The 24,243-nt window shown below is 34.5% G+C and carries 10 protein-coding genes; 9 read left to right on the forward strand and 1 reads right to left on the reverse strand.

What is annotated here, in order from left to right; all coding sequences use genetic code 11:
- Positions 1-248 precede the first annotated feature (248 nt).
- From PGH12_RS00670 to PGH12_RS00710, 9 genes are all read left to right on the forward strand, one after another.
- A complete protein-coding gene (locus PGH12_RS00670; protein ID WP_267597888.1) occupies positions 249-830 on the forward strand; it encodes a TetR/AcrR family transcriptional regulator in 582 nt (193 codons plus the stop codon).
- Between the two features lie 72 nt (positions 831-902).
- Positions 903-2,069 carry an MFS transporter gene (locus tag PGH12_RS00675; RefSeq protein WP_267597887.1) on the forward strand — a complete coding sequence of 389 codons (1,167 nt, stop codon included), beginning with the start codon at positions 903-905 and terminating at the stop codon, positions 2,067-2,069.
- A gap of 731 nt (positions 2,070-2,800) precedes the next feature.
- A complete protein-coding gene (locus PGH12_RS00680; RefSeq protein WP_267597886.1) occupies positions 2,801-3,859 on the forward strand; it encodes a ComEC/Rec2 family competence protein in 1,059 nt (352 codons plus the stop codon).
- A 5-nt stretch (positions 3,860-3,864) separates the two neighbouring features.
- Positions 3,865-8,382, forward strand: a complete 4,518-nt coding sequence (locus PGH12_RS00685) for an NACHT domain-containing protein (protein WP_267597885.1) — start codon at positions 3,865-3,867, stop codon at positions 8,380-8,382.
- Between the two features lie 234 nt (positions 8,383-8,616).
- Positions 8,617-12,921, forward strand: coding sequence for a hypothetical protein (locus PGH12_RS00690; RefSeq protein ID WP_267597884.1), 4,305 nt, complete (start codon positions 8,617-8,619; stop codon positions 12,919-12,921).
- Between the two features lie 234 nt (positions 12,922-13,155).
- Positions 13,156-16,047 (forward strand): hypothetical protein, encoded by a 2,892-nt coding sequence (locus PGH12_RS00695; protein WP_267597883.1) that lies wholly within the window; start codon positions 13,156-13,158, stop codon positions 16,045-16,047.
- Between the two features lie 83 nt (positions 16,048-16,130).
- Complete coding sequence (locus tag PGH12_RS00700; RefSeq protein ID WP_267597882.1) at positions 16,131-19,211, forward strand: DEAD/DEAH box helicase; 3,081 nt, start codon at positions 16,131-16,133, stop codon at positions 19,209-19,211.
- Positions 19,212-19,491: 280 nt separating this feature from the next.
- Positions 19,492-20,982, forward strand: a complete 1,491-nt coding sequence (locus tag PGH12_RS00705) for a recombinase family protein (RefSeq protein ID WP_267597881.1) — start codon at positions 19,492-19,494, stop codon at positions 20,980-20,982.
- 687 nt (positions 20,983-21,669) lie between these two features.
- Positions 21,670-22,950: an ATP-binding protein gene (locus PGH12_RS00710; protein ID WP_267597880.1), complete on the forward strand. Its 1,281-nt coding sequence runs from the start codon at positions 21,670-21,672 to the stop codon at positions 22,948-22,950.
- Positions 22,951-23,724: 774 nt separating this feature from the next.
- On the opposite strand, the gene PGH12_RS00715 is transcribed toward PGH12_RS00710, so the two are convergent.
- On the reverse strand, positions 23,725-24,177 hold the full coding sequence (locus PGH12_RS00715) for a carboxymuconolactone decarboxylase family protein (RefSeq protein WP_267597879.1): 453 nt from the start codon (positions 24,175-24,177) through the stop codon (positions 23,725-23,727).
- Between the last annotated feature and the right edge of the window lie 66 nt (positions 24,178-24,243).

Here is a 24,243-nt window from a genome sequence, read left to right on the forward strand (position 1 = left end):
AAAATACTTTAAAAAGATTAAATTAAATAGAGTCCTGTCTTGTGAACATGACAGGACTCTATTCAAACCATTTATTAGCAGATATAGATAATATTTTGAAGGTCTTAAGTAGTATATAAGTTACACTATTCAATATTATTTAAACTTGAGATATTGTTAAAGATGGTTCTTTGGTAGGTTTATACAATCTAAAAATAATCAAATATTTATTTTAAACTGACCAGTTTATTATTTACCTTTGCAACATTATGGGAAGGAACAAAGAATTTGATTACGAGCAGAAATTGGACGTTGCACTAGAACTTTTCTGGAAGCAGGGATTTCATTCCACATCTATCACAGACCTTGAGAATGGTATGGAAATAAACCGAAGCAGTATTTATCCAACTTATGGTGATAAGAAAGCGCTGCTCATTAAATGCCTGACCAAGTACATGAAGTCTAAAGTTTCAGAGTATGAAAGTGTATCAGATGATCCTAAATCCCATACTATTGAAACATTAAGAAAGACCTTACGGCTGGCAATTGACCAGAGCATCAACGAAGAACGAACGTGCTTGGCTGTTAAGATAGCATTTGAAGTAGCCTTGACAGATGAAGATATCAGAACGTTGTTGGCTGGCAATGAGAAGAAAATCGAAAAGATTTATTTTGAAATTGTAGAGAAAGGGCAGGAGCAAGGTTGTATAAAAGGTGATCTCGATCCAAAATTAACTGCTGCTTTCCTTGCTGGTTCTTCCAGCGCACTTTTCAAAAATTATGCTTTGAATAAAAACCGAAAAACCATCTATGATATGATTGAAAATTTAATCCAAATGATCAAAGTCTAATTATTACAGCATCTTCATGTAACTAATAACAAACAATATTTTTTTAACCTTTTTTAAACCGTTCAGTTTAATATGAATTTAAATCTCAACAAAAAGATAGCGTATATGGGATGTCTCGGCGTTATCGGAATTATCAGTACAGAATTTGGTGTGATCGGCATCTTGCCTCAGATCGCTGACTATTATAAAATCAATATTGCAACAGCAGGCTATTTACTGAGCGCATTTGCCTTAACGATTGCGCTTACAGGACCTTTTATGGTTTTGTATCTGTCAAAATTTGACAAAAAGAAAGTGATGATCTGTGCTCTTGGATTGTTCTTGATCTCGAATGTGTTCTCAAGCTTTAGCCCCCCGTTCTGGTTGCTGATGATACTGCGGATACTGCCGACATTTCTGCATCCTGCATTTTTTTCTATGGTGATCGCTGCTGCGACTAAAGATGCTTCTCCTCAAATGCAGATGCGATTGACCAGTATTATTATCGGTGGAATTGCACTTGCTCAGGTAACATTAATTCCTTTCACCACATTTGTTGCAAGTATCTATTCTTGGCAGTGGAGCTATGTTATTCAAGGGTTATTAATTTTGATAACACTGATCACCATCTATAAATATTTGCCTTCAATGCCTACCAACGAAGTGAAGTCTTTTAAAAATCAATTGAGCATCCTTATGAGACCCAAGTTTATCGCTGGAACAGCTGTAAATCTATTTCTCATCACTGCGTGGTTCTGCTCCTACAGTTATTTTGCAGACTATCTTTCGAAAGAGAAAGGATTAAGTACACAGGAAATCAGTTACATGCTTTTACTATTTGGTGTGATGGGTGTAATCTCCAACTTTTTGGCAGGTCGCTTATTAGGGAAGTATATGATCTGGACTACTTTGTTTTTCCTTGCCGGTACGTTTCTTCTTCCATTTGCATTTCAATATACCGATGGCTCAATTCTCAGCATAGCAGTCGTGGTCGGATTTTGGGGAATTATGTACGGACCTTGTTTCCTGATAGGTGTCGGGCATATGGTCTCGGCAGCGTCAGATGCAAAGGAATTTGCTAATAGTTTGCAGACCTCATTTGGAAATCTAGGTGTTTCATTAGGTACTGCTACCGGAGGTTGGTTTATTAGTCAATATGGAATATCCGTTACACCTTGGGTGGGTGTTGGATTTGGTCTACTGGCGCTTATTGTAATTTTTTGGAGAGCCTGGCTTGATAGATACGTAAGTGAGAAATAGGTGTCATTTACTAAAAATTATTCTTTTTGTGTTTCGAACAAAAATGTATTAAAGTAATAAAAATGCTAATTCGGCTTATTCTGGAATCAAAAACAAAAAAAATGGCTCAATTTGGATTAAATTGGAGCCATTTGGATGGTTGTGAACTTAACAGGACTCTATTCAAACCATTTACTACAAGACATAGATAATATTTTGAAGGTTCTAGATGGTATTTAAGTTATACTTTGATATATTAAAAATCATAAGAATACCAAATTGTATTCAGGATTTGTCTCATTTAGTGATAGGAGCGATGGCTGGATGTTTTTACCTTGGCTGCATTTTTATCCGTTTCATATTGAAAAACTTCCTAATCCAGTTATCTAATCAATCAACAACTGGTATATGCGGCATGGAATTAACTGGCTGATTATTAGTTAGATTGTGCCGTTCGTTTGGATTAGTGTAGTAGATTGCCAGTAGTTTACGGACAAATCGATTATATTGTATAGGTAAAATCCTTATTTTTATAAAAAACTAAAAACTCTCAACTATGAAACTACAAATTACCCAGATGTTCAATCGGGGCAAGCATGATTATGAGAAGGTACTGATCAATACCTTAGATAATACGAGTCTCCTTCTTTCTATACATCAGGATCATAAAAACGATTCCAGAAAATCACTTTGCACATCTAAGATTAAAACAAACCTTTAATTTAAATCGACACAAATACGCCAACTATAAAATGAGTTTATTGATAAGGATTTTACAGACAAAATGTGGTGATTCCATACTTATAAAATTAGGTAAGGCACCTGTTCAAAATATATTGGTTGATTCGGGTTATGTGGATACCTATAAAACCGCGCTAAAACCACAGATGAATGAATTTGACAAACCAAGTGAAAATTTTAAACTATGGATTCTAACCCATCTTGATGCGGACCATATCAATGGATCTGTTGCTTTTTTTCGTGACAAAAAATTCGCACCCTCCCGAATGCCGGAAGAAATTTGGTTCAACTGTTTCAACCGCTTCAACATCATTGAGAAATCGTCTGCAAAAAGTGTAGAAAAAGGTATCGAAATCAGAGACTTTCTAAAGGGTACCAAAACGCTATTGAACAATGAAGTCCTTGCAGAAAAACAATGGGAGATTAATGGACTAGCAATAGAGGTAATTGCGCCAGGAAAACCCCAATACGATTTGCTGGGGGAAAAATGGGAAAAAGAGGAAGCAGCATTTCATAAAAAAAACTCCAACAAGCTTAAAGCTGTAGAAGAGAGTGACTACAAATATCCGATAGAAGAACTAGTTAAAAAATCCGATAGGAAAGAGAGCAAGAAGGATATTAATAACTTGAGCAGCATAGCGTTTATATTAACCTACGATGGTAAAAGGATCTTGTTTCTAGGTGATGCAACCCCAACAACAATAAAGCAGGGATTACAGGAATATCTGAACAAAAGCGGTGAGCAGAGGATCAAGTGTGAATACGTAAAGTTGCCGCATCATGGAAGCATCTATAATTATAGCGAATCGCTCTTTGACCTGATCGACTGCAACCAGTTTGTTATCTGTGCCAATGGGGATAACTCGCATAAACTTCCAAACAAGGAGACGCTCTCGAAGATTTTATGCCACCCTAAAAGGAATATAGAAGAGAAAATAAATTTCATATTCAATTACAGTAATCCGACGTTAAAATCGATATTCAAGGTTGATAAAAGCGCAAGTAAAAAATACAATTTTGACTGTTCGTTCCCTAAAGGATCTGAAAAATACTATGAAATAAAACTTTAGCGCTCATGGGAAATGGGAATTTAATTTCAAAAGTTGCGGTTAGGATAAATTCTAAAGATAAATATACCGGCAGTGGTTACGTTTATCTACCCAACGTGGAATCTGAATGGATTTACATTATTACAGCTAAACACTGTATTTACGGTAAAGCATTTAGGGCCTTGCCTGACGAGAATAGGATTAAAATATCAAGAAAGATAGGGGATTCGGATGGACTTGTCTCTTATCAGTTAACAGACTCCGATTCAATTATTGTAAAGAAACAAAATAAACCGGATATTGTTGTGCTCCGAGTGTGGCGTAAAAGTATAGAAGCCGTTTTAGGAAAATTCCCGGTTACTTATCTTTCAAATTTTGAGCAGGAAGAGCTTAGCGGTGTTTTCAAAGGTTTTCCTTCGCTGACCAACAACGAGATTCCTTGGACTGCCAATGTTAATATTATCGCTCCAGATAGTGAAGGGGCGAATATCCATGGGCAATGCAGTATAGATTTCAACGATGAAAATACTTCTGGGGACTACAATGTAGAAGGCTTTTCCGGAAGTGGTTTATGTATTGAAGTCAATGGGAAATTATTTTTAATAGGTATAGTATCTGAGTACCACGAAGCAGGGCGCCGTTTCGTAGCCGGTAAAGTGGCTCCTTGGATAACAGATCAAATTAAGGATATGGCCATAGTTAGTGCTAGGGCTGAACGTGTTCTTCCATCAGAAAATGTGCTACAGCATAACAAAAAGGCTATTCGCTCCCTTGGACCGCGATATTCACCCGATATAAATGTAGAAGTTCCGATCCTTCGAAATTTTGAGTCACTTGCAGCAACCAAAGTAAAAAGTGAAGAACTACAGCAGGCCTTAAAAACGGTGACTAATGCCTATACAAGACTACTGGATCCCTATTCAAAATTGATAAAGACTGAACGGACTCATTTTAATAGGAAACGGGTGACTCTATCCTTCTCTGATGACCCATCTGTTTCGGTAAGCGGTAAAGGAATTATCATTGCCATCGGTGAATTTATATCATATTTTTCAAAAGCATTTAAATCCGAAAGACTGCTTGAGCTTGACTGGTTAGAGCTCGCTAAGAAGCGACGTAGAATGTATGATTTCAGTTCGAGACTTTATAGCATGATCTACTCAAATCGTAGCTCTAATATATTTACGGCCACGGTTGTATATGAGGATTTTGAAAAAGCTTCTTCAAATCTGTATCAGGAGTCAGAAATGTTTCTTGGAGCGGGGTATGGGTACGGCGAGCAGGTCATCGTCCTAGATGGTGAGCCGGGATCCGGAAAGTCACATCTTCTGGCAGACATCGTGACGAAAAGAGCGATAGAAAATAAATTTACCCTGTTTTTCCTCGGGCAGAATTTTGATGGAAAAAACGAGCCTTGGAATCAGATACTGACGCAGCTCAACTTCAGTTGTGATCTGCAAACCTTTTTTAACATTGTTAATGAAAAAGGTAAAATTATAAATGAGCGGGTCTTAGTAATGGTTGATGCCATTAATGAAGGTGAAGGAGTTGTTGCCTGGAAAAGTGGTTTTCGGGAGTTTATCGAACATATAAAACCATATCCATACATGGGACTCGTTATCAGTTACAGGACAACGTATAGGACATTTATGTTTGGGGATGATAATTTTTTAGGCATCCGTACAATCCATCATTCTGGCTTTTCTGGCTTTGAGCGTGAAGCATTTGCCTCTTTCGCAAAACACTATGGTGTGCCTGTTGATAGTATTCCGGTTCTTACCAAGGAATTTGGTAATCCATTATTCTTGAAACTATTATGTATTGGGCTGAAAAGGGATACAAGCAATATCAGAAATTTGAAGAAAATTGGTATTGACAGGATATTTAGATACTACATTGAACATGTTAACCGTGAAATAGGACAAGGAAAACACTTTAAGTATGCGTGGCATAAAATAAACCATGTCAGCCGTGTTCTTAAGCGTTTTACTTCTACTGTTGTGGTTGATGGTGAGCGTGACATCGAATATGAGAAAGCCTTTTTGCTTACTGAGGATGTTGTGCACCGTTTTTTGGGAAAACCCCAGTTTTTGGATAAACTTATAGAAGAAAATATTTTTATCGACAGCATCAGATATACATCACCAAAAGAACTAGGTTATTGCGTTACCTATGGCTACGAAAGGATGGGAGATCACCTGATAGCGACAGAACTTATAGCCGGTCTTCAATTTCCACTGGCATCGGATTGGCACAAGGTAGGAATGTTTGGTAAAATTCTTTTAGATCGTAATTCAAGAATAGAGAATCAGGGATTAATCGAAGCCTTAAGTATCCAGTTTCCAGAACAAAAGCAGACTGAATTTTTTGAAGTCCTACCTGACAACTTACGATATGATCTATCAATCGTAAAGGGTTTTTATACTAGTTTTTCTTGGCGTGTTGTACAGGTCGACACCAACAAACTCGAAACGTTTACCGAAGGTTATATAGAAAACCAAGGTCTATCGAATACTTCATTCTATGACGAGATCGTTGGCATGTGTTTAGAGACGGATCAGCCTTTCAATGCCCATTTTCTGCATAGAATGCTGCTTGGTTTCTCATTGGCTGACCGTGATGCATCATGGACAATTTATTTAAGTGACAAACATACTAATGGTTCAGAAGATAATGAGATAAATGCGGTATCAAGGCTTTTGAAATGGGGCTGGGGGATTAATGATGGATCTGTTTATGACGATGAAACAATAACACTTGCGGTGACAACGATTGGTTGGTTTCTGACCAGTACCAATAGAAGCCTGCGGGATATATCGACCAAAGTCCTGATTTATATTTTCCTGACCTACCAGGATCACCTGCTTGATTGGATTGAAAAGTTCAGGTCTGTCAACGATCCATATGTAACCCAGCGTGTTTTTGCAGTTGCATATGGATGTGCCATAAAATCCTCCGGGGAACGTCTAAAATCAATAGCAGATTTAGTTTACAATAAATTCTTTAAAACTACAGAGGTTAATCCGGATATACTCGCCCGCGACTACGCAAGAAGTATAATTGAATACGCTGTCTTCCGCAAAGTAGGTGTTTATGAACGTGATAAAATGCGTCCCCCATACAAGAGTTATATTGAAACCACACTTCCATCCAATAAAGAAATCTCTGCCTTGGAAGAAGAAGTGAAAAATGGTACTGGAAGTGAATTTAATGGCGCTACCTTAATTTTCAATTCGATGGTGACAGAGAAAGGTAGAAGCGGTAGAATGTATGGAGATTTTGGGCGTTATGTTTTCCAGAGTGGTCTACGGTCATGGCGTAATATAGATTTTCAGGGACTAAGCAATCTTGCGGTAAAGTATATTTTTGGAAAGCTAGGCTACGACGTTGAGAAACACGGTTCCTTTGACCGATCAGTCGGATATAACAATCCCCGGATGGGCAAAAAAAATAACGAAAGAATCGGTAAAAAGTATCAGTGGATTGCATTTTATGAAATTCTAGCACGTGTTGCGGACAATGAATTGTCCTTCAACTATAATGGCCCGTGGGAACCGTATGTCAGAGATATTGATCCCACTTTTTTAGAAAACCACGAGAAAAGCAAGAATCGCACTTTCATTGATTTCCCAGACTATACGCTTTGGAAGGAAGTGCCTGATGATGAATGGATGACTTCGCCAGCCCACGCATTCGACCCCTTGTCCGTTATCTTATTTAAAGAAAAAGGCAATGCATTTCGGGAATGGTTGGTCCTTGAAGCAGGTGATAGTTATACAACATCTACCGACTCCAAAGGCTTTGACTTTTCGGCTCCCTATCAGGATTTTTACTATCAGCTCAGAAGCTATTTGGTCAAAGAGGATTCTTACGATTCTATTGTAAATAATTTACAGCAAACTAATTTTTTAGGACGCTGGATGCCGGAAGCTCATACCATTCATGAATTGTTTAATAGGGAATTCTACTGGTCACCAGCATTTAAGGATTTTTTAAAAGAAAATCCGGAGTGGGAAGAAATTAAGGTCAATGGCAAAAATATAGGTAAAGTGGCACCGACCGCTCTTGATTTTCTTTGGGAAGAAGAATTTGACAATAGCCAGAACAATGTGCCCCAATTCTTTAAACCCTCAAAATTAATGTTCGATGCGCTCGAACTGGAGTATGGTAAAAAAGAGGGTGAACTTGTAAACAGCAAAGGGGACGTTGTCTGTTTTGATGCGAATGTTAATTACAATAGTGAAAATCGTTTGATTGTAGAACGGAAAACTTTGGAACGGCAGCTAAAAAAAAAGGGACTCAAGGTGTTTTGGACAATTATGGGAGAAAGGAAAATTGTAAACGGTTCAATTGAGCCTCACCAGTATTCTGGCTTAATTATTTTTGATGGGGATATGTTGAAATTTTTGCCAACTCTACCACAGGTTCCTGAGCAAAAAGAAAATCATCCAATAGCCAACAACAAAGATTTAGAAGATTCAGATGATTTTTTAAGACAACTTCTGAATAGTATCTCTAAGGAGCAGGATAAAAAAAGAAAATAAGAAAATTGAAATCATTTTGCCTTTCAAAGTTAGTTTAGTGAGTCCAGAACCTGAAATAGTTAGAATTAATTCTAAAGATAATTGAGACTTCGATAATGAAATTCGTTGATTACAAATACTTAAAATTATCTTCAAAAACAGAGATATTTCTTTTAATATCAGACACATTATTCCTATGATAAGAAATCTAATTTAATTTCTTAAATTTATTGAAATAACCAGTAATCTGTATAAATGATTTGGAGTAAGTTTTTAACGTACGGATATGATTCAAATGCCGCATTTGAAACACTATGTAATCATCTTTTTGAAAATTATCTTATCCGCACTGAAAAGGAGAATCTTTTGAAGTTCCGCGTTGTAAATGGAGCGGCGGGAGACGGTGGGGTGGAAGCTTATGGTTTGCTTGGTGACGGAAAAATACTAGCAGTTCAAGCAAAGTGGTTTAGAGATTCATTGGGAAAAGACCAGTTTAAGCAAATAAAAAAGTCCATCGATACAGCATTAACACTCCGTCCCCAAATTGTTAATTATATAATTTGTATTCCACGAGACATTGCATCTGTTAAATTTGGAAGGGGAGCGAAAGGGGAGCAAAAAAAACCAATTGCAAACCATGAAGATAGTTTTGTCGATGATTTTAATAATGAAATTAAATCTCTTTATCCAACACTAAGTCTTACATGGTGGTTTGATCACGATATAAATTCACAGCTTTTACAACCAGGTAATGAAGGGATTCGGAAGTTTTGGTTCGATAGAGAATTAATTTCTTTACAAGAACTGAGAAAATTATTTGAAATGGCTAAGATTGGTTGGCTGCATCAACGATATATTCCAGAGCTACACGCACAAGGTGTTATACATGATGCAGTCGAAGAGATAAAATTTTCGCAAAGTTTTCGTAATCCTCTGCAATCACAATTGTTGTTACAAAAACAACAGTTGCAAAATAATACAAAAATAATCGAAGAATTTATAAACAGTGGGCTTTCAAATGATACAACTGAACACCATCTTAATCTTTTTTTAAACAACATTGAGCTTGAGTGTGACAATCTTAAAAATGTTATTGATGCCTTGAAAATTGGAAATGATCAATTTGTTCCGGAAATAATTCCAGACTTCGATCGTACTATTTTACTGGCAGAATTAGAAAATATGAAGCCAAGAAATGGTCAATACAACACACTGTTAAATTTAGAAAACTCTTTAGATTATTACGCTCAATTTAAGAAGCAAAAACTTTGTGCTATGTTTCCAGGGGCAGTGCGTTTGATATTGGGAGATCCGGGAACTGGAAAAACCCACGGATTGGCCAATGCCGTTGATCAACATATTGAACAATCAACCCCCGCAATAATTATACAGGCAAAAAATGCAAATAATAAGGGATGGACAGAATTACTTTCAAGCACCCTCTCTCTTCCAGGATGGTCAAGCAACGAGATTTTAGGAGCACTGCAAGCCCTTACTATCGCATCAGATCATCAAAAAGCAAAAGAATTAAAAAAAGGTGAAGAACTGTCAATGGAAAACTCAAAAGTTTTAATTTGCATTGATGGAGTAGAAGAGGATATTGGAAAAGAACAAATATGGTACACCCGAATTCGTGAATCCGTATTACTATCTAAAGAATTTCCAAGGATTAGGTTTGTATTTTCTGGCAGAAATTATTTTCATAAAAGTAATCAAGATCCTACCGATTATTCCTTTGCAGCAGTTCTTCTTCCTCAAGAAGGTGATGTTCCTGTATGGAGTGTTGCACAGAAGTATTTTAGTGAAAACAACTTCAACATTAAAATTGGAAATCTTAACAGGATTCGAGGAATTGATTCCCTTTTTGCCTTACGTCTTTTCTGTGATAAGTACGAGGGGCAAACTTTGAATGATGACGAATTAGTACTTACAACAACATATGACTTGCTACAGTCCAAGATCAATATGATGGAAGAAGTTTTTGTTGAAACCTCAACATCAAGAATAAACGGCGGTGTAACTCCGATCTTTGATACTCTTCTCTCGTTATCAGACTGTTTTTTTATTGATAAAGAGATTTCTCATGAAAGAGCTAGTGCTATTGTCAAAGAAACGGTTGGAAATTATATACCGACCCATAACGAAATATTAGATTTTCTTGTTAATAATGGGCTTCTGATTCGTCAACAATATATTCAAAAGATTCATGGCTTGGAAAAGAGAGTATTTTCTTATACAATGATCAACAATTCAGCCATTGAACTAATCATTGCCAGCAGACTTGCTAACGAAATTTCATCAGGAAAAATTGAAGATATTCCAAATATTTATCTTATTGAAGACTCTAAAGGAAATACTTCTGCAAATCTCGTATTGCAGACCGCAATTGACCGTATTTTTCTACTTTACAATAAACTTGCAGGAGATGAGGGATTTGTTTTGAAGGGCGTTGATGAAGATAGTGTTTTGGAAATGAGATTAAAGGCCTTGACTCATTCCAGTAGAGAGCAATTTAATAAATATGCAGATGAAATAAAAACGATGGTGCTGTCAGGAGGCCGTAGTCAAGCTTATGCACTTCAATATCTCATTTTACCATCAAGTCGTTATAATCAAAACTTTTTTGGAGGAATTTTTATGCATGAAATATTATATGAATTGGACAATGTTTTTTCAAGGGATCAAATTTGGTCCGGGCTAGACGAAAATGAAAAGCGTTCATCTGCAAAAAATCAAAAAATTGTTAATCCAATAAAATTTGCGCTGCTTAATTTCTTGGGTTCTGATCTAACACTTTCTCCTTATGCTCTGTTTGACGAAACACCTTTGATTTTGGCATGGTCTCTTTCTAATCTAGATCAGGAATTTAGAGAAAAAGCTAGAAATTCTTTGGCTGTGTGGGCATTACAACAACCAACAGAATTTAAAAAGTTGCTAGATCTAATATTTAAAAATAATGACCCCCAAATTCAAGCGGATTTGTCATCTGTTATGATTGCACTTGCTGCTAATCTAAAGGATCCAGATGCTATCCAAGAATTGGCTAAATCGTCTCTACAAAATGTTTTTTCCCAAAAGCAACAATATAGAAATGTGCTTATAAGGCAAGGAATGAGAGCAATTGTAGAAAGAGGCTATCAATTCAGACTAATTACATCCGGAGAAGTTGAAATATGCAGACCTAAGTTAATTGAAGAAAAAGAGTTATTGCTGCTTGATAGAGATGCTATGGATGGTGGCGAAGAATTTTACCCTATCGTTCATGATCTTGCATGGTATGTGCTGAAGAAATCTTTTGAAAACTTTTTGGAGTATCCAAGTTCCCGTGGAGAGGATGAGTTAATAGATAATGATAGCAAATCAGCTAAAGCATTGATGGAATTATATCGCCAACGTGAAAATGATAAAGAAATATTTGCATATACTTGGGCAATGGGTGCAGCCATTTCATATATCAAAAGTTTAGGATTCAATAGAACAAAAGGTAATGGCTTTACTGAATCCTCGCATGGTAGTAAAAGCAGGTTATTTACCTGCGAAGAAAAATATACCTGGCTTGCTGTATATTATCTCCAAGGATATTTAGCAGATTATGTTTCTTTCAATGACTATGGAGCTGAACGATTAGTTACGGACTATTCTATTTTAACAGCTATACCAAATCCTGCTGAATCTAAAATCTTTCAAAAAGCTATAGTTCAGGAGGACTATTTTCCTAATTGGATCATCAAAGGTAAGCTCGTCGGTGAAATTGAAAATGACAAAGATGTTGGATCATTTATAAAGTCGACCGTTAATAATGAACCTAATTTAGATTTTAACGAATGGATTAACTTTAAACTTTCAGATTTCTATAATTCAGCTGATGAGTCTGACTTTGTTGCGCTATATAACTCAACAACTGTCCATGACTCCAATGAGTACGTTTTAGGTAAGATTTCTGTTACTGCAGGGATAATAAAGAAGGATGTTAATAATAGCATTTCAGATCCTCGAAAACAAATTTCGTGTGCTGATAATTTAAAAGATTTGCATGCTCGACCGGATACAGACATATATAGCAACCCTTCCAGCTTAATGTGGATGGACTGGATAGAAGAAACAGAAAGTGACCAAGAATTTATATCTGCTAATGATTATCAATGTCAAATACTATCTTGTGTTACAAGTGTTACAAGTGAGACAGTAGATGGTGAAGAATATAATGAAATACCTTCAAAAGAGGTTAGAAAAAGATTAGGTATAACTAACTTTATCGGTCAAAAATTTTTAAACACCGAAGGGCGAACTGTCGGATTCCTACATAAGAAAAGAGATGAACGTTACAATTCACAGGAAATTCTCGTTGTAGAAAAAGAAACTTTGTTTGAAACTCTCGAACGTGATAATCTTGAATTAGTCTGGTTTATTGAATATTTTCAAAGAACAAATAACAGCAACCCTCGGGCAAATCAAACTGCATTTACACAAAAGACAAGAAAGTACTTTATAAAACAAAGAGATGGGCTTTTTCATTCTGTAAAGTTTTGGGATGCTATTTTTTCTAACAGAGATAATTAACAGGTATTTAATTTACTGAGTTAATAGCCAAGTTTTCCCAATTATTACATTAAATAATATTTCAGTAAAATTATTAGCTACTTCATCCTTTTTAAAATCTCGAATAGTTCAGTAAATACTAAAGATGAGGAATTTCTATCCACACTAGAAAAGAAAATAGTATAGGAGGTCAATGAATCTAATTTTTAGTCAAAATATATTTGCAATATGTATTTTTGTTTTAACAAGTAATCCATGATGAATAAACCTATTTTCCCCGAATTCTTTATAAATAAGTTTTTGTATGATTTTAAATTATCTGCTGTGCCCAATATTCGGAGAATAAAAAATCTCGTTGAATCACTTATTAGAGAGTTGGAGTCTGGAAAGTTCGGTAGTTTAAAAGAAGAGGAGATAAAATCAAGATTTGTTACTACTTTTTTTGGAGATATCTTAAACTTCAATTACGGAAATGCTCACACGTGGATGTTGCGGGAAGAGAAAAAATCGTTAACAGACGGTACCAAGCCCGATGCGGTTCTAGGTTATTTTTATGCTGATAAAGAGAAAGATGAAGTTAGAGTTGTCATAGAGGTAAAGGATGCAAATACTAATCTGGACGAAAAACAAAAACGGGAAAAGAGTATTTCGGCAGTTGAACAGGGATTTAATTATGCACATAAGACCGGTGGGGACTGTAAATGGGTTGTTGTTACCAATATTAATGAAATCAGGTTCTACAGATCACAAGATAGTTCGAAATATCAGGTTTACCTTTTAAAAGAATTAAACAATGAAGATAAACTGAAGGAACTTTTATTTCTATTTCATAACGATAGATTTATAAAATATGACCTTACTAAGAGATCTAATACAGATACGCTGTTCGAACTTTCAAAAGATCAATCAAAAACTGAAAGTGAGAACCTTAATATTATTGATAAAATTTACTATTCACTTAAAAGGTTTGAAGAGTTTGGTTTTGTAAGTCCAGATTATCTTGCTTCTATAAAGCCTTTTAATATTTTGGATGAATATGTATGGCATTACCATGATGATAAGCTTTTTACGATCAATCCAGATATTTATACACTATTGACCAAAATTTCTGTGGATGGAAGAGAGATTAGTTTCTCGGATTCTTTAATAACAGAATTGGAAGGAATAGATATTAATGAAGCGATGGAAAGATTAAGATGGTCGTTCAAATTTCTGAATAAATGTATGATAACTGAAATTCACGCAGTTCGTGACTATCAGTTAGAATTAAGACGGAAAAAAGGTGTTATTGGGGTTTCAAAGACTCATATTTTCAGCTGTGAGGATGACAATATAGTAGAAGTAGGTATTGATTTAAGTGTTGATGACACTGTCTGTGACTGCATGATTTGTAATTACAGAAATTTTGATTTTGACAAACTTATTAGAAAACTAAAGCAGGCCGATGGAAACTTGGATTACCTTACAATGGAGTATGCCTTTGGAAATTTTTTGGTATCTTCGAATAACTACAGAACATCCTATTTTATTTTAAATGAAATAAGGAATTTGACAAAAATTAGTCCTGAAAAGGGAGTGACATATTTTCTAGCTGCGCTGAATACCACTTTTTTATATCACCTGATTCAGATGTCATCATTGGAAGATACGAAAGAAATCCGAAGCAACATGAGAGCAATCGATATGGATAAGTTGCTTTATAATGAGTTGGAATTTTATATCGAAAGGGATGTGCTAGATTACTTAAAGAAAGTGAAGGATGACGATCTTATTGATAAAAGTCTGGATACTGTAAATAAGCTCCTCGAGCAAGTTATTGCATTAAAGAAACTGATTGATGACGGAGGGTCTCAAACAGGTCCAGACTATGCGTACAATCTGCTTTTAAATTATGAGAAATGCTTCAGGCATCACTATGGCAATTCCATTTTTTATGTGAAATTTGATAAATACAAGAAGATCACTGCGCTCACTCTGCAGGCTTTAATGATCAGCTATAATACTGCGGGGTATGGACTTCAATATTTCAATGATTTTATCCTGACAGAAAGTATATTACATATCCCTTCTGCTAAACTACGGGAAATACTTTCTAAACAGGATATGATAGAAGTTGATCAGAAAAGCATAGATAAGCTGCTATTAAAACTGAACAATCTTTTGAGCAGTTTTATAAAAGATGGTTTCTTTAGTGATTTTGCTAAAAATGAAATTGTAGCGATTCAACTTGAAAATTGGAATTTTGGGCAACAATACAATACTATTTTTACAAATATTTTCACCGTTCTTTCAAGATTAGATCTGAAGAAAGAACAATTTGCACCACTGATCAAAACTTTAACAGGTTTCTTGGATGTAGAGGACAATCTGGCTCATTATAATATAAAAGAGCTCGAAAATTTTATAATCAAGCGTGGAGATTTATTTGAAGAAAAAGATCTGGAATCTATTTTAAATATTGCGATCAGAAGGGATAAAATTCATAATCACAAGTATGAAGGTCTAATAAGAAATATACCGAAAGCCTTTTTAAGGCATAAGCCACAATACAAATACTCCAACATAAATTTAATTAACAGACTGCTTTTGAATTGTCAACGAGAGGATGGAACATTTAAGAATTTCAGAAAAGCTATTAATTTGGCTCAAATCGTAGATGATTCTTGTAAGAAAATTTTATACGGTGCATTCACGGATTTTCTTGACATGCAATTTGATGACGAATTCTATAAATTATTGCTACATGCTGGAGTAATTAAATTTGATGAAGGAGATTATTTTGAGATGTATCTTAATTATGTCAATAATAGAATAGGTTACAGAGATTTTAAGTTAGAGTCCGTAGAATCAATCAATTTGTCTTTTCTGAATTTTATTCTTCTTATATCCAAACTTGAAATTGACGTTGAGTTAGTATATTTTGAAAAATTAATAGGTTTAAGCATTTTTGAAAAGTGGCTTTTGAATCCGAAGAAATTTGATTATCAATTTTTTGACTCCAATTGGCTAATATTGGTTGTTGAATATCCGAATTTTCTTAAACGTTTATCAGATATTCCTGATATTGCTATTGCTATTGAACAACGACTAGAAAGAGATTTTCATTCATCTTTGGCGGAAATTAAGTACAAATTTTTAAAAAAATGAGAGAAACCGTAAATTAATGTATTTTGGTTTTCGTTATATTTGTATGAATAGTGGTATATTAAATACTATTCCTTTATATTCAAATGAAAATCCACGGTATATTTATAGGCATTGATAGGTTTCAATCCCCTTCAATAAATTGGCTTTCTTGCGCAAGACGAGATGCAGTTGCATTATATTCTTTATTTTCTGATAACCTTCAGGGAAATTTTCATTTGATGTTCGATGAAAATGCAACAAAAGATTCGATAGAATACCAAGTTAAAGAGCTATCCAATTGTGCAGAGGACGATATTGTAATATTTTCTTTTTCAGGACATGGTACAAATACCCATGAATTAGTAACCTATGATACAAATATTAACGATATCGGCTCAACGACAATTGCTCTGGATACTTTAGCAGAATGGTTTAAAAATATTCCCGCAAGACAATTAATATGTATTATTGACTGCTGTTTTTCAGGAGGAATGGGAGCAAAAGCATTAGAGGTGAATTTTGCTTCAAGAGAATTTAAATCTGGAGAAGAACTAATAAAACAGTTTTCAGGTAGTGGCAGAGTTATTTTAACTGCCTCAAAGGCTACCGAACCTGCATGGGAAAATGGAAAGTTAGGCCATGGTTTATTGACTTACCATCTGCTAGAGGCACTTCAAGGAGCAAATGAAGTAAGAAAAGATCAAAAAATCGGCATATACCGTTTATTGGAGTATGTTACATCCAGTGTTAAGAACTCTGCTGGTGAATTAGGAGTTGAGCAAAATCCCATGTTGTTAGGACAAATAACAGAAGAGATTAGTTTCCCTGTCTTTAAACCAGGTAAACTTTACAAAGAAGCCTTTCCAGAAAGAAACCTTTCATTGGTGGATGCAAGTATCGAATCCTTGCTGGAGTTTGGATTCCCTAGTGGCATTATAGAAGCATGGAAGTCTAAGATACCATCACTAAATCAATTGCAGGTAGATGCAATTAATGATTATGGTATTCTTACGGGTAACCATCTTGTAGTTTCCGCACCTACATCTTCTGGTAAAACAATGATAGGAGAGCTTGCTGCTATATATGGAGTTTTACAAAGAAAAAGAGCTGTATTTCTTCTTCCTCTAAAAGCATTGGTAAATGATAAGTTAAGGCATTTTGACGAGACATATGCATCTTTTGATATTAAAACAATCAAAGCTACAGGAGAAAGTGTCACTGATGATATTATACCATTGATGAGAGGACAGTATGATATATGTCTAATGACTTATGAAAAGTTTGCAGCCATTATATTAGCTAATCCTTATGTCCTTAATCAAATTGGAACTGTCATAGTAGATGAAGCTCAAATGATAGCTGATAAAAACAGAGGTTTAAATTTAGAGTTTATATTAACATTATTAAAACTCAAGCGTAGAGAAGGTACTGAACCTCAGATTATAGCTTTGTCAGCAGTAATTGGTGACTTAAATGGATTAGAAAGGTGGTTAGGTGGTCGTCTTTTATTACATACTGAAAGACCAATTCCTCTAAATGAAGGAATTATAAAACTTAATGGCGATTTTCGATATATTGAATCTGATACAAGGAATGAAGGTACAACAAACCTGATAAGACCCAGTTTTAGGAAAGGATCTAGTCAGGATATTATAATCCCTTTGGTTCAGAAGTTGGTTAACGAAGGTAAAAACGTTATTGTTTTCCGAGAGACAAAATCAGAAGCACAAGCTTGTGCGATGTACTTGGCTAATAATTTAGATTTACGGCCAGCTTCTGATGCAATCGATTCATTACCACAAAATGACCCTTCTGTTTCCACTCAGAAATTAATACAAACATTAAATAATGGAGTTGCTTTTCATATTTCGGATCTTGACGCTGAGGAAAGATCTGTTATAGAAGATCAATTCAGAAGCAAAGAATCAGGGTTAAAAGTAATAGTAGCTACTACAACTTTAGCTATGGGAGTTAATACTCCAGCTGAAGCGGTTATCATTTCTGGTCTAACTCATCCGGGTAATATTTCTTATTCAGTTTCTGAATATAAAAATATTATAGGTCGAGCAGGTCGATTAGGATTTGCTGATAGAGGATACTCTTTTTTGATTGCAACAACTTCAATAGCAGAACATACTTACTGGCAAGACTTTGTTTTGGGAAATCCAGAAGATATGCAATCTAATTTTGTTTCAAAAAAGACAGATAGTCGCTCGTTGGTATTAAGAGTACTGGCTGCATCCAAGTCCAAAAGAGGAATGAGCAGGTCTGAAATTATTGGATTTTTAACAGAAAGTTTTGGGGCTTATCAAGAGAAAATAAAATATAACACATGGGACTGGAGCTCAAGAGATATTGATGACGCCTTAAATGAACTTACCTATCATCAGCTAATCGAAATGGACGATGAAAGCTATTTTCATACCACTGCAATAGGAAAAATAGCCGGAGATTCAGGAATTGAAGTTGAATCTATTATCCGTATTATTAGTACTTTGCAACAAATCCCTTCAGAGCTTATTTCTGATCCTGTATTATTGGGTATCACTCAACTTACTATAGAGTTACAGCAGGTGTATATGCCTATAAACAAAAAAAGCATTTATAAAGAGCCACATACATGGAGTGACGCCATACAAAGACAGCGAATTCCTTCTCAGTTGATAAATGCATTTTCAAGATATTCAAAGGATAATATTGAGACTACATCGAAATCAAAGAAAACGATGGCTTGCCTACTTTGGGTAACAGATATGCAATTGGTGGAAATGGAGGCTCTTCTTATGCAGCACAGTCGAGATAACTCTGCTGCAGGTGCAATACGAGCAATAGTTTCAAGAGTTTGTGATGTACTTCCTATTGTTGCTGGCATAACTGAAATACTAAAACCGGAGATTAAGCTAACAGAAAGAATTCCCAAATTACTTTTAAGATTAGAACTAGGTGTTCCGTCGTCTATTATAGAACTAGCAAAAGTTTTAGGAAGAACTTTAAATCGCGGTGAATATCTTGAATTATTGAAAAGAAAAATAATGACTACTGATCAGTTTAATGCTACTGATGAGCGAATTTTATTAGAGATATTTCCTAGTGATAAGGTCGAAGAAATAAGATGTAAGATTGAACAAAATATTCAAGAACAATCAACTAAAATAGAGCTTCCCGAGATTCCACTTTATGAATAGTAAAATTATTCTCAATCAGTATAATAATGCTTGATTTTGTTTTAATTGCTTGTCTAGTCCTGAAAATAAATATAAATTAAGAATGTCATCTAGGTTTTAAGACACTGCTATGATAAAGAACAGGCTTCTTTTTAAATTGCTACAGTAATTAAAAATTGTCTTTTGTAAGAAAGGATTGTTCTAAACTCGGTTTTTACTTTGATACGGAATAGACTGATTTGTTTATCATTTCATATACTTAAAAATATTAATTTGTAAATCAAATAAATACATTAATTATATGAAGTCAGCCTATTTATACGTCCGTGTAAGTACGGACGAACAAAAAAGAAAAGGATACTCCTTACCTGAACAAGAGGATAGATTATTGAAGTATTGTAAATATAACGATATTGAAGTTAAAGGGATCTATCGAGTAGATTTTTCAGCAAAAAATTTTAATCGACCTGAGTGGAAAGAATTATTCTCCGAAGTTAAAAAGAAATCAGCAGGAGAGGACAAAAACATCTTATTCATCAAATGGGACCGATTCAGTCGTAATATCGAATATGCTTACGAAATGATTGGAAAACTTCGAAAGTACAAAACAACAGCAATGGCTATTGATCAACCAATAGATTTCTCTGTGCCAGAAAGCACAGTTATGCTGGCTGTATATTTGGCTGTCCCCGAAGCAGAGAATACTCGGAGAGCTCAAAATACTTCGAATGGTATTCGTCGAGCGAAACTGATGGGCAGATATCCTAATAAAGCACCAATAGGATATATAAATGTAACATTGATGGATGGTAAAAAAGCTATCGTACCTAAAGAACCTGAAGCCGGGATTATAAAATGGGTTTTCAATCAAATTGTCCAAAGTGACCAAAAAATATCCGAGATTAGAAAAATAGCTAATGATAAAGGATTGATTTGTTCAAGGTCACATTTTTTCAGGGTCATACGCAATCCAATTTATTGTGGACTTATTTCAATCAAACTTAATTCTAATGAAGAACAAATGATAAAAGGTTTACACGAACCTTTGATATCGGAATCATTATTTTATCAGGTTCAATCTTTAATTAGTACAAAAATAAAAACTACAGGTAGAAAAGAAGACTTAAGAGGAGTATTTTTTCTGAGAGGTTTCTTGATATGTCCTATTTGTAATCAAAAACTGACTGGATGTTTTGTACAAGGCAGATCAAAACAATATCCCTATTATTTTTGTCATCATGGCTGCGGGATAAGAATCAATGCTATTTTTCTTAATGATTGCTATCAAAATAGGCTTCAAGAATTAGTCCTATCAAATAGTTCAATTGAATTATTTAAGAATGTTTTAGAAGATCAGAATATAAAGACTCAGAAAGCAAGTTATTTATACTCTCAAAAATTAATAGAGAGAAAGATAAAAGAGGAGTGTTTGACTCTTTCTCGAGGTAGAAAATTATTTATTGCGGGAGTATTGAAGATTGACGATTATAATGAATTAAAAAAGGAAAATCAGGTCAACATTAGAAATCTTAAGAAGGAGGCGCGTGATACTATTCTTAAATTAAGTGCTATTGATAGAAAGAATAAAATAGAGGATAAAGCATTAGTTGAAGTTTTTCAGAAATTTTCCGAGTTTGATACCCAGGATAAAAAATATCTTGTGAATCTTATTCCTCCGATTGATATTGATTATAAAACAGGAAATCTTTCTTTAGATTTAAATCCAGCATTTTCAAAAATATTATCAGCAAAAACTCATCAAAAAAACAATAAGAAAAATGAATTTCATTGATAGGAATGTTTCAGTAGAGCAAGCAATTATTATTCTGGCCAAGAATGGAGTTCAGGTAAATGAGAAAGAAGCTAAAATTATATTAGAATTATTATATTTAGTATCAAAAAGTTATAATAAGCCAAACGAGAAAAAATACTAGTACCTTAATGAGATTTCAAACCATACTTAAATGCCGATGAAATCTCTGATGTAGCATTTTTAGGCTGTATATTTTAGATAGGCTAAAGTTTTCAAGTGAAAAAATTCAAACCATAAAATGTCAAGCTGTAAAAGTTTGATAAATAATTTGTTATGTCTATAAAAAAAGAGACAACTATCAAATAGTTGTCTCATTAAGTGACTTAACAGGACTTTATTCAAACCATTTATTAGCAGATATAGATAATATTTTGAAAGTGCTAAATGATATATAAATCGTAATTTGATATCTATAGAAATCAATTTGTATTTGAAATTTTTCAAATACATTGTGGAGCTAGGCTATCGATTTCGTACACTTATCTATTCTAAAAAAATGCTATTAAAAATAGATAGGTATATTAGAGTATATCGTTGGTTCATTTAAATATCTAAAAATGATTAAAAATAAGGAAGTACATTTTACAATATTATAATCAAAACAGTTACTTTTATGTTATATTAGATTTGTAAACATTATGTCCTATTAAAAACAAACCTTACTATATGACAACAGCTACTGAGCAGTTCCGTGTTTTCATTGAAACAGCTATTTCCCTTTATTTTCAGAGTGAAACTGTTTACAAATCACTTCGTGAAGTACCTTTAGAGATCAACGAATGGATAACAGCCTTAGGAAACGATCTAACTTGGGAGGAAAAAGTGGTATTTATTTTAGCCATTATGCCTCACGAAGACCCCAATGGATTGGATTCCTTTCTCGTAATGAATAACAGTTTGAACCGTCCTTATACTGAATTTGGAGGATGGAAAGGGATTTCACATCAGGGGTTTCTCCCCACTGGCGAGACGGCTGCATTTTTGCTTGGCATTGACAATCCAAAAAGCCGAAATTCTGTTGTCCAAATGTTTCGTAAAGAACATTGGTTTTATCAAAACAATATACTTTCATTAGAAGGGCAGGGAGAAGCGGAACCTTTTTTAAGCGGTAAATTGTGCATTTCCGATGAATTCCTGAATAGGTTATACGGAATCAAAAAAGATGATCTTCCTGCTAAACGCTTAATCACACCGCTCCAATGGGAAGATCTTGTTGTTCCATTTCCATTGTGGTCTGAGTTACAAATCATCTCACAGTGGATTGTCAACGAACACGATATTCGTCAGCGCTATGATTTGGACAGGTACATTCCCAAAGGTTATCGCTGCTTTTTCTATGGTCCTCCCGGGACAGGAAAAACGCTTGCGGCATCATTACTGGGAAAGCAAAATGGAGTAAACGTTTACAGGATCAATCTTTCGATGATGTTCTCCAAATACATTGGAGAAACTGAAAAAAATATTGCTAAAGTATTTGACAGCGCAAACTCTCAGAATTGGATTTTGTTTATTGATGAAGCCGACCCTTTTTTGGGAAAGCCTACACTGCCCCAATTGTACAATAACATCCACATTAATCGTGAAGTGGCCTACTTAAAACAAAGGATCGAAGAATTTCCAGGTATTGTCATAATATCTGCCAACTTTAGAGAAAACCTTGACGGGGAATTTCTCCGGAAATTTCAGTCTGTTTTATATTTTCCGATACCTGATCAGCTTTCCCGCCTGAAAATTTGGCATAAAATTTTGCCCAAAGAATGGCTTCAGTCAGAAACGGATGAACTTTTGCAAATTGCTTCACAATCAGAATTATCAGGAGGAAGTATTAGCAATGTGTTACGGTCTTGTGCCTTAGAAGTCTGGCGGTCAGAAAATCATTTGCTTACCGAAGAGATTTTGTCACTATCATTAGAAAGGGAGCATAAAAGGTTGGGAAATTTAAACTAATGATGTATTTTTATATACCAAATTTTATATGGAAATTTTATCAATTATTATAAAATTAAACTAGACCAATTATAAAAATACTAGAACCTTAATGAGATTTCAAACCATACTTAAATGCCGATGAAATCTCTGATGTGGCACTTTTAGGCTGTATATTTTAGATAGTCTAAAGATTTCAACTGAAAAAATTCAAACCATAAAATATCGAGCTATAATAGTTTGATAAATAATTTGTTATGTCTATAAAAAAAGAGACAACTAATAAATAGTTGTCTCATTAAGTGACACGACAGGACTCTATTCAAACCATTTATTAGCGGATATAGACAATGTTTTGAAAGTATTAAACGATGTGGAGTATAGAAATGAATTAGAAAATCTGTAATTTATTTGAAATTTTTCAAATAAATTAAGCAGTGACAAAATTGAGTTTGTACACGCCCTATATCTATTCAAAAAAAATTATTAAATTAGTATTATACATGAAATTATTACACACGTATTCGCTGAGACTTTAGAAACTAATCCGACATCATTATGCTTGCAACAACAATTTGCGGCAGTAGTTCCAGTTATTGTGGAAGATAAACATATCAGTGAGGTCAAAGTAGGGGAATTAGCCGGCTCAAGCACGAGCACTATTGGTTTTAATGATAAAATCAAAGATTTGGCAGCAGAATAGGCTGTACCAAGACATAATTATATTGTTCCTTTTATCAATGGAGTAAGCCATAAAAAATTTTTGTTTTACACAGTTATTTTATGAACCACTTACTAAAAGAAATCTTTTATTTTTAATACGGCATTTTGCTGATAATTTTCGGTAAGATTAAATATCTTACCCAATTTTTGAGAAGCGTTAATAAAGCTGATGAATGTGCAAAGTTCCGAAATCTCTTTTTCGGTAAAGAATTCTTTAAGCATTTTGAAATGTTCTTGAGAAATTGACTGATGATCTTTACTGAATAGCTCAGCAAAACCGATTGCTGTTGATATTTTTAATTGAGAATTGTCAAATTCAGGTTTTCCTGCTTTGACCATACAATATTCGCATCCGTTTTCAAATGCCATCGCGCGTCTTACCTGCTCCAATAAATTTTTATCCAGATTCGTGGAATTCCAAAATATTTCTTCAAGCTGATTCCATGCAGAGCGTATTTTGTCGTTGTGGCCGATAAGTTTTTCAAAAGGGGTGTCTCCGTTATCGGAAAAATTGATGTTTGTCATCTTAAATTATTATATCGTAAAATTGATCTAAATAAATCAAATCTAAAAGTGGAAATAATTGAAATA

This window comes from Chryseobacterium sp. CY350 (assembly GCF_027945075.1).
Taxonomy (GTDB): Bacteria; Bacteroidota; Bacteroidia; order Flavobacteriales; family Weeksellaceae; genus Chryseobacterium.